Raw genomic sequence first — 1,249 nt, 5'->3', positions numbered from 1 at the left:
GTGTGAAGGTCTTCATTACGCGGCTGCGTCAGATCGGCATCAACGTTGAGGATTTCAATAGCTGGCCGTCCTTATCGATTTACCGGCTTCTTGCAAACACCATTAAGCATGCTGACGGCGACTCAGCCGAGGAGTTGAAGCAACTCCGGCCTGACTGGTTTGTTCCGGAATTTTTCCGCCAAGATGAACTTGGTGATGCATTTCGCCATAAGCCGCAAGTTTATGAGCCGCTGGCTGGCGAAGATATTTATGTCGACGTCAACGACCTCGAAGAATTCGTTAGAGCAACGGACCTGTTTTGGGAGGAGCTTGTGGCTGCTTTGGCCTCGATCAATTGATCAAAATTCGGATTGATTTCGACCGTGTCAAACAAGACGGCTGTGCCACGGCGCGATACTGAGAAAAGTGTGCCCTTTGGCGTCAGGATCGCGTAGTTCCAGTAGTCCCATTTTGAGCAGTGATTCCACATAGGCAAACAGCTTGTCTCCATGCGAATTCAGTCGGGCTCCAAATACGAACTCGCAGTATTCGTTCGCGGCATTCGGGCCGAAAACCTCGTCCCCATTTTTTAAGGTTACGGTGATGCCGTCATCGACCAGCTCTTCCTCGCCCCAGCGATTAGTAAACGTCTCTGGGTCGTAGTCCTCTAGCGCGAAAAGCTCAAGATATGGATAACTGGCTTCAGGATCGATTCCACCGTACTCCCAATGTTCGTGGATCACCTCCCATTCATCATCGATATCGCCGTCAAATTGTGCGGAACGCTCTGCGACACGTAGTTCGTGACGCATCTTGCTGAGCCACTTTCTCCACAATACGCCGCAATTGACTCCGCGCTTGTCCGCGGTGCCGATCGCATAGATCAGGTTAGCGTCCCGGTTTAGCAACCTCATGTCGGCCTGGTCGGCACTGAGCGCCTTGGTCCACTGGGCTATATCGGCATACCGAAGCAAGATGGCAAAGGCCTGCTCGTCCAACACACTGGACGCTGGAACGGTGACGGTCGCGGTTTTCTGATCGAGAGTCAGAATGCCTTGACCCCAAGTTTYTTCAACGTAGTCTTGTAAATTTATCACCAAGAACTGATCTGCCGATTCAACATATACAACGAGGTGAGTTGGCTCTTTATCGAGAAACCAGTGCCGCAAGTGCTCGATATCCATCGAGAGACTTACGCCCTTTGCCCCTTCAGAAGTCGCCGAAACGGAAGAGCTGTTGACCATCAGTCGCTCAGAAGCAGCTTTAAAGC

Annotated in this window: 2 protein-coding genes; one reads left to right on the top strand and one right to left on the bottom strand. The window is 51.6% G+C overall.

Annotation, left to right across the window (positions count from 1 at the left end; translation table 11 throughout):
• Positions 1 to 338, top strand: a 338-nt coding sequence (locus AC1D0Z_RS22155) for a hypothetical protein (RefSeq protein ID WP_477660300.1), incomplete at its 5' end; no start/stop codon positions are given.
• 27 nt (positions 339 to 365) lie between these two features.
• On the opposite strand, the gene AC1D0Z_RS22150 is transcribed toward AC1D0Z_RS22155, so the two are convergent.
• Positions 366 to 1,249: DUF4365 domain-containing protein (locus tag AC1D0Z_RS22150; RefSeq protein ID WP_477660299.1), on the bottom strand; the 884-nt coding region annotated here is incomplete at its 5' end.

Source organism: Polaromonas sp. P1_E3 (assembly GCF_056405935.1).
The sequence above is the reverse complement of the archived record's forward strand: the minus strand, read 5'-3'. Positions and strand labels throughout refer to the sequence as shown.